The sequence below is a fragment of the Paractinoplanes durhamensis genome (assembly GCF_016862175.1).
Taxonomy (GTDB): Bacteria; Actinomycetota; Actinomycetes; order Mycobacteriales; family Micromonosporaceae; genus Actinoplanes; species Actinoplanes durhamensis.
The window spans coordinates 262,952-269,328 of record NZ_BOML01000031.1 but is presented as its reverse complement, the minus strand read 5'-3'; the positions used below and the strand labels follow the sequence as shown (position 1 = coordinate 269,328).

The window sequence follows — 6,377 nt, the reverse complement described above, 5'->3', positions numbered from 1 at the left end:
GAGGTGACCATCCAGGTTGCCGGTCTGCCGACGCAGGGCACCGCGCAGTGCGCCTCCTGGGCCGGTGACGGCTCGCACCGTATCCCGATGATGGAGCGGGCGAACGAGACCCCCGCCTTCGACGCGGTCAAGCTGCGCGTCGTCAACTGATCATCGAGCCTGCCGCAGACCGGTAACGAACCTGAACGGGGCAGGGCCGCCGACACGGCCCCGCCCCGGCCAGGACCCCCCGTCGAAGCCGGTGGTCGTCCTTCCCCCTGACGGATGGCCGAATGTGGTTGGTTCCAGGCGATTCGGATCACTCGGGTGTCCGATCGCCAAGTCCGATGGCCCTGACCGGGAGCGCGGTCAGGGCCATCGGCCTGGAAAAGAAACAGGGGAAGAACAGGCTAGGGTGGCCCGATGACGCGCCGGCTGATCCCGCCCGAGCGGTATCACTTCGGCCGCACCCTGGCCCCGCTGCTGGCCCCCCGGTTCGACCCGATCGGCCGGCTGACCGCCGATGAGTTCCGCCTCGCCGCCCGGACGCCCGACGGGCCCGGATCGATCCACCTGAAGCGGGAAAAATCGGGGGAGATCGAGGTCGAGACGTACGGCGAGGGCGGGGACTGGCTGGCGGACAACGCCGACGCGATCGCCGGCCTCCGCGACGACCTCACCGGCTTCCCGGAGATGGCGCGACAGCACCCGGTGCTGCACCAGCTGGCCAGGACGTTCGCCGGCGTCCGGATGCCGCGGACCGGGATGGTCTTCCACCGCGTACTCCGGGCGGTCCTGGAACAAAAGGTGACCGGCGTCGAGGCCTTCCGGTCGTACCGTCAGATCGCCCGGAAATTCGGTGAGCCGGCGCCCGGCCCCGGAGATCTCCTCCTCCCACCCGATCCGGCCGCGATAGCGGCGACCCCCTACTGGGCCTTCCACCCGCTCGGCGTGGAACAGCGCCGCACCCAGGCCCTGCTGCGCGCCGCCCAGGTGGCCGCCCGGCTGGAGGCCAGCGCCGACGCCACCGACGCGACCCGGAAGCTGACCGCGCTGCCCGGCATCGGAGCGTGGACGGCGGCCGAGGTGACCCGCGTCGCCTTCGGTGACCCGGACGCGGTGAGCGTCGGCGACTACCACGTGCCCAACACGGTGGCGTTCGGGTTGGCCGGCGAGCCGCGCGGCACCGACGAGCGGATGCTGGAGCTGCTGGAGCCGTTCCGCGGTCATCGTGGCCGGGTCTGCGACCTGCTCGCCCACGGTGGCATCCGGGCCCCGCGGTACGGCCCGAGGATGCCGATCCGGTCCTTCGCGAGGTTCTGACGGGCGTATCCCCGCCACTCTGGGTAAGTTGGTCCCCTCGTGATCGCTTTGGCCCTGGAGAGCTGACGATGGGTGGCACCGCCGGAGAGATCGTTCTGGTCCTGGTGCTCGTGCTGGTGAACGCCGTCTTCTCGGGTAGCGAGATGGCCTTGGTGTCCCTGCGCGAGAGTCAGGTCCAGCGCCTCGAACGACAATCGAGCAGCGGAAAGGTGCTCGGCCGGTTGACCCGGGACCCCAACCGGTTCCTGGCCACCATCCAGATCGGCATCACGCTGGCCGGGTTCCTGGCGTCCGCGGCCGCCGCGGTCTCGCTGTCCGAGCCGCTGCTCGAGCCGCTCAGCTTCCTCGGCACCGCCGCCCAGCCGGTGGCCATCCTGATCGTCACGATCGCGCTGACCTTCATCACCCTGGTGATCGGCGAGCTGGCCCCGAAACGCATCGCCATGCAGCGCACCGAGGGCTGGGCGCTGCTGGTGGCCCGCCCGCTCGACATCCTCTCGATGATCTCCCGCCCGGCGGTGTGGCTGCTCGGCGTCTCCACCAACCTGATCGTGCGGCTGGCCGGCGGTGACCCCACGGCCCAGCGCGAGGAGGTCACCACCGAGGAGATCCGCGACATGGTCGCCGCCCAGCAGGACTTCTCGGCCGAGCAGCGCACCATCATCAGCGGCGCGTTCGAGATCGCCGACCGGATCCTGCGCGAGATCCTGGTGCCCCGCCGGGACGTGCTCACCCTGCCGACCGGTTGTCCCGCGCACGAGGCGCTGCGCGCGCTGATCGCCGGCAGCCACTCGCGGGCGCCGGTGGTCGGCCCGGCCGGCCTCGACGACGTGATCGGGGTCGTGCACCTGCGCGACCTGGTCGACGCCGAGGGCCCGGTGGACGCGGTGTGCCGGCCGGGCCTGTTCCTGCCGGAGACGCTGCGGGTGTCCGACGCGCTGCGGCAGATGCGCGGCGAGCGCACCCAGCTGGCGCTGGTGGTCGACGAGCGCGGCGCGATCGACGGCATCATCACGATGGAGGACCTGGTCGAGGAGATCGTCGGCGAGATCTACGACGAGACCGACCGGGACGTGGCCGCGGTGGTCCACGAGGACGACGGCGCGCTGCTCATGCCCGGTGCGTTCCCGATCCACGACCTGCCCGACATCGGTTTCCACGAGGAGACCGGCGCGCACGACGACGGCGACTACACGACGATCGCCGGCATGGTCCTGGCCAAGCTCGGGCACATCCCGACCGCCCCCGGCGAGGTGGTGGAGTTGCCGGAGTTCACCGCCGAGGTGGTCGAGGTGACCGGCCGGGCCATCACCCGGGTGCGCCTGCGCCCTCTCCAGGCGGCAACCGAGGAAGAATAGGGCGGGGAGGTGACCTCCATGCAAACTGGTGGCGTGGCTTTCACCCTGACGATCGACTGCGGCGGCGGCGGCATCAAGGGCTCGGTGCTGGATGAGGCGGGCACGATGCGCGCTCATCCGCTGCGCGTCCCTACCCCCTATCCGCTTCCCCCCGACCTGTTCGTCAAGACCCTGATGCAGCTGGGCGAGCGATTGCCCACCGCCGACCGGGTCACCGTCGGCATGCCCGGCATGCTGCGGCACGGCGTCGTGGTGGCCACCCCGCACTACGTGACCCGCAGCGGCCCGCGCACCAAGGTCGACCCCGAGCTGGTCGACCAATGGCACGGCTTCGACGCCCGCACCGCGCTGGCCGAGGCGTTCGGCCTGCCCACGCTGGTGCTCAACGACGCCGAGGTGCACGGCGCCGGGGTGGTGGCCGGCACCGGTTGCGAGCTCATGCTGACCCTCGGCACCGGCCTGGGCTGCGCCCTCTTCGACGGCGGCGTGCTCGCCCCGCACCTGGAGATGTCGCAGGCCCCGGTGCGCTGGGGGATGTCCTACGACACCTACATCGGCGAGCACGAGCGCCGCCGGCTCGGCGACGCCCTCTGGTCCCGCCGGGTGCGCAACGTCATCGAGGGCCTGCGCCCGGTCTTCCTCTGGGACCGTCTCTATCTGGGCGGCGGCAACTCGCGCCTGATCACCCCGACCCAGCTGGCGCGGATGGGCGACGACGTGGTGGTGGTGCCCAACACGGCGGGCATCGTCGGCGGCGTCCGGGCCTGGACGCTCGGGACGTCCCGCTGACATGCGACCCGGTGCCGTGCTGTTCGACTTCGGCGGCGTCCTCGCGGATGCTCCGCCGCAGCGCTCGGCCCCGCCCGCCCTGGTGCTGCGGATCTACAACCTGGCCCGGGGTGCGCTGAGCCCCGGCGAGATCCAGCGGTCCCTCACCGACGGCGCGGCGGCGTGGGCGCGGTGGCGCGACGAGGAATGGCCGGACGAGTTGTCGCAGGCCGACGTCTGGGAACGCTTCGTGCTGCCCGGCTGGCCGCCGGCCGCTCAGGTTCCGGTGCGGGGCGCGGTCCGGCATCTGAGTTACGACTGGGCCTGGCGGGACAATTGGGAGCTTCGCCCGGGAATTCCGGAGGCGGTGCACACCATCCACGACGCCGATATCCCGATGGCCGTCGTCAGCAACACCCTTTCCGGCGCCGCCCACCGCGATTTCCTGAAAAAGACCGGCCTCAATCCGTACTTCGCCGTGCAGATCTACAGCGACGAGGCGGGCGTCCGGAAACCCAATCCGCAAATGATCTGGAACGCCACCGACGAGCTCGGCATCCCGCCCGAATCATGCTGGTTCGTCGGCGATTCCCGCCGCCGCGACGTCGTTTGCGCCCGCCGCGCCGACGTGGCTCGCGCCATCCTGATGCGCTCCCCCCGCACCGACAAGGAACGCGAATTCGACTGGCCGACCCCCGACGACACCATCTGCGACGGCCACGAACTCTGCGACCTGATAGCCAAAACCCTTTGAGAGTACGACGTGGAACAGCCCCCGCCGAGCAGTCAGACCTGGCTGCAACACCGGGCCGTGCGCCCGCTACGGCGAGGCGTTCACACGACCTGCCAGATCGCGGTGCGGCGAATGGTGACGCTCTCCAATGACTCGTTAACCGGCACGTCATAGGTGGCCCGCTTGATCAGCCCGGCCGGCAGATAGGCCCGCCCCGGGTCACCGACCAGCACCAGCGACCCGCGCGACGCGGCCCGGCGCAGGAACGGCAGCACCCGACCGGCCATCTCCCGGCTGTAGAAGACATCCCCGGCCAGCACCACCTGCTGCGCCGGCACGGTGTCGAGAAGGTCCGCCTCGACGGTGTCGACCGCGACCCCGTTCGCGGCGGCGTTGGCGGCCGCCGCGGCCAGCGAGTACGGGTCGATGTCGTTGGCCACCACCGGCTTCCCGCCGGCCAGCGCCGCCGCCACCGCGACCAGCCCCGACCCGGTCGCCAGGTCGAGCACGCTGCGCCCGGAGATCAGGTCGGGCTGGTCGAGCAGATGCCGGGCGAGGGCCTGCCCACCGGCCCAGGCGAACGCCCAGAACGGCGGCGGCTGCTCGGCCCCCGCCGCTTCGGTCTTCTCCCAGAGCGCGATCGGTTCGTCCGCCTGAAACAGCATGACCTCGGGAACGAACGGCACCGGCGCGGGCGTGGTGTTACTACGAATGAACTCCAGGAGCACGTCTCGATTGTGCCGGTCCGATCTCGCCGTCTTCTTACCGGCCCTGGCCCGCCCGGCGGGCGCCGAGGTCGAGCATCACCGCGTGGACCTGCTCCGCCGTCAGTGGCGGGGCAGGCAGCGGGTGGGCCGCGGCCGGGCGCAGGCCGTCCAGGGTGAAGGCCAGCGCCCGCCGCCAGGCGTCCGGCGCCCGGCCCGCGGTGGCCCGCACGATCGTCGAGGTGGTCCAGAGAAGGTAGGGCAGGTCCTCGGCGGTGAAGTCGGGCCGTAGCTTCCCGGCCGCGTGCGCCTTGGCGATCAGCCCGCGCACCCCGTCCATCTGCGCCTCGCAGATCTCGTTGAGCCGCTTCGCGTCGGCGTAGCGGCGGCTCACCGCGTCGTTCATGGCCAGGTCGCCGGCCTGCATCTCGCACAGCAGCGTGACGTAGAGCGCGAAGCCGTCCCACGGGTCGTCCTCGGCGTCGGCCCGGGTCATCGCCTCGCGCACCTTGGCCTCGACCACGTCCGGCATGACCGCGTCGATGAGCGCGTCCCGCCCGCCGAACCGGTTGTAGAGCGTGCCGGCGCTGACCCCGGCGGCCCGGGCGATCTCCTCGAGCGGCGCGTCCAGCCCGCGCTCCTTGAAGACCTGCCCGGCCGCGGTGGCGAGGCGCTCGACGTTGCGGCGGGCATCGCGACGCATCGGCTGTTCCATGTCACCGATTCTCCACCACGATAAAGTTGACGAAGCCCTCAAGTTCGCCCTAAGTTGATGCCTACCTCAACTTAGGGAGTCGCCATGTCCAGAACGGTTGTCGTCTTCGGTGCCGGAGCCGGCCTCGGGCAGGCGGTCGCCCGCCGGTTCGGTCGCGAGGGTTACCGGGTGGCGCTGGTCGCCCGGGACGAGCCGCGGCTGGCCGCGCTGACCGCCGAGCTGGCGGCGGAGGGGATCGAGGCGGCGGCCTTCCCGGCCGACCTGACCCGCACGGCGGAGATCCCCGCCCTCGTCGGCCGGATCCGGGAGCGGTTCGAGCGGATCGACGTGATCGAGTACGCCCCGATCACCACCGACCTGTTCATCCGGGCGAGCGACCTCGACGTCCCGACCGCCCAGCACTACGTGAGCCTCTACCTGCTGACCCCGGTCGCGATCGTCCGCGAGGTGCTGCCGGAGATGCTGGCCCGCGGCGACGGCGGCATCCTGATCGGCCAGGGCATCTCGGCGGTCCGCCCGATGCCGAACCTGAGCGGCCTGGGCCCGGCGATGGCCGCGGCCCGCAACTACGTCCTGTCCCTGCACGGCGAGATCGCCGCCCAGGGCGTCTACGCCGGCGTCCTGCACATCGCCGCGATGATCCGGGGCAGCGCCGGCCACCGGCTGGCCACGTCGGGCGAGCTGTCGGTCGGGGTCGACTTCAGCAAGGTCCCCACCGTCGAGCCGGCCGACCTGGCCGAGACGATGTGGACGATGCTGACCAAGCGCGACCGCGGCGAGGACGTCGCGCCCTAGCG

General features: G+C 71.5%; 7 protein-coding genes and 1 pseudogene. 6 read left to right on the top strand and 2 right to left on the bottom strand.

What is annotated here, in order from left to right:
• The 5 genes and pseudogenes from Adu01nite_RS47855 to Adu01nite_RS19025 form a co-directional block, all read left to right on the top strand.
• Nucleotides 1-150, top strand: a pseudogene (locus Adu01nite_RS47855) (Pecanex-like protein 1); the annotation flags it as partial.
• A gap of 252 nt (nucleotides 151-402) precedes the next feature.
• Entirely contained in the window at nucleotides 403-1,302 is a 900-nt protein-coding gene (locus tag Adu01nite_RS19040; RefSeq protein WP_203728220.1) for a DNA-3-methyladenine glycosylase family protein, read from the top strand.
• 68 nt (nucleotides 1,303-1,370) lie between these two features.
• Nucleotides 1,371-2,660 carry a hemolysin family protein gene (locus tag Adu01nite_RS19035; protein ID WP_203728219.1) on the top strand — a complete coding sequence of 430 codons (1,290 nt, stop codon included), beginning with the start codon at nucleotides 1,371-1,373 and terminating at the stop codon, nucleotides 2,658-2,660.
• Nucleotides 2,661-2,693: 33 nt separating this feature from the next.
• Entirely contained in the window at nucleotides 2,694-3,449 is a 756-nt protein-coding gene (locus Adu01nite_RS19030) for an ROK family protein (protein WP_203728218.1), read from the top strand.
• Between the two features lies 1 nt (nucleotide 3,450).
• Nucleotides 3,451-4,182, top strand: coding sequence for an HAD family hydrolase (locus Adu01nite_RS19025; RefSeq protein WP_203728217.1), 732 nt, complete (start codon nucleotides 3,451-3,453; stop codon nucleotides 4,180-4,182).
• Between the two features lie 80 nt (nucleotides 4,183-4,262).
• Here Adu01nite_RS19025 and Adu01nite_RS19020 read toward each other — a convergent pair whose 3' ends face one another.
• Both Adu01nite_RS19020 and Adu01nite_RS19015 read right to left on the bottom strand, forming a co-directional pair.
• The gene (locus Adu01nite_RS19020) at nucleotides 4,263-4,889 is read right to left on the bottom strand and encodes a class I SAM-dependent methyltransferase (protein WP_239132525.1); all 627 of its coding nucleotides are present in this window, start codon (nucleotides 4,887-4,889) and stop codon (nucleotides 4,263-4,265) included.
• 34 nt (nucleotides 4,890-4,923) lie between these two features.
• Nucleotides 4,924-5,580: a TetR/AcrR family transcriptional regulator gene (locus Adu01nite_RS19015; protein ID WP_203728216.1), complete on the bottom strand. Its 657-nt coding sequence runs from the start codon at nucleotides 5,578-5,580 to the stop codon at nucleotides 4,924-4,926.
• An 84-nt stretch (nucleotides 5,581-5,664) separates the two neighbouring features.
• On the opposite strand from Adu01nite_RS19015, the gene Adu01nite_RS19010 reads away from it, so the two are divergent.
• Entirely contained in the window at nucleotides 5,665-6,375 is a 711-nt protein-coding gene (locus Adu01nite_RS19010) for an SDR family NAD(P)-dependent oxidoreductase (protein WP_203728215.1), read from the top strand.
• The last annotated feature ends 2 nt before the right edge of the window (nucleotides 6,376-6,377 follow it).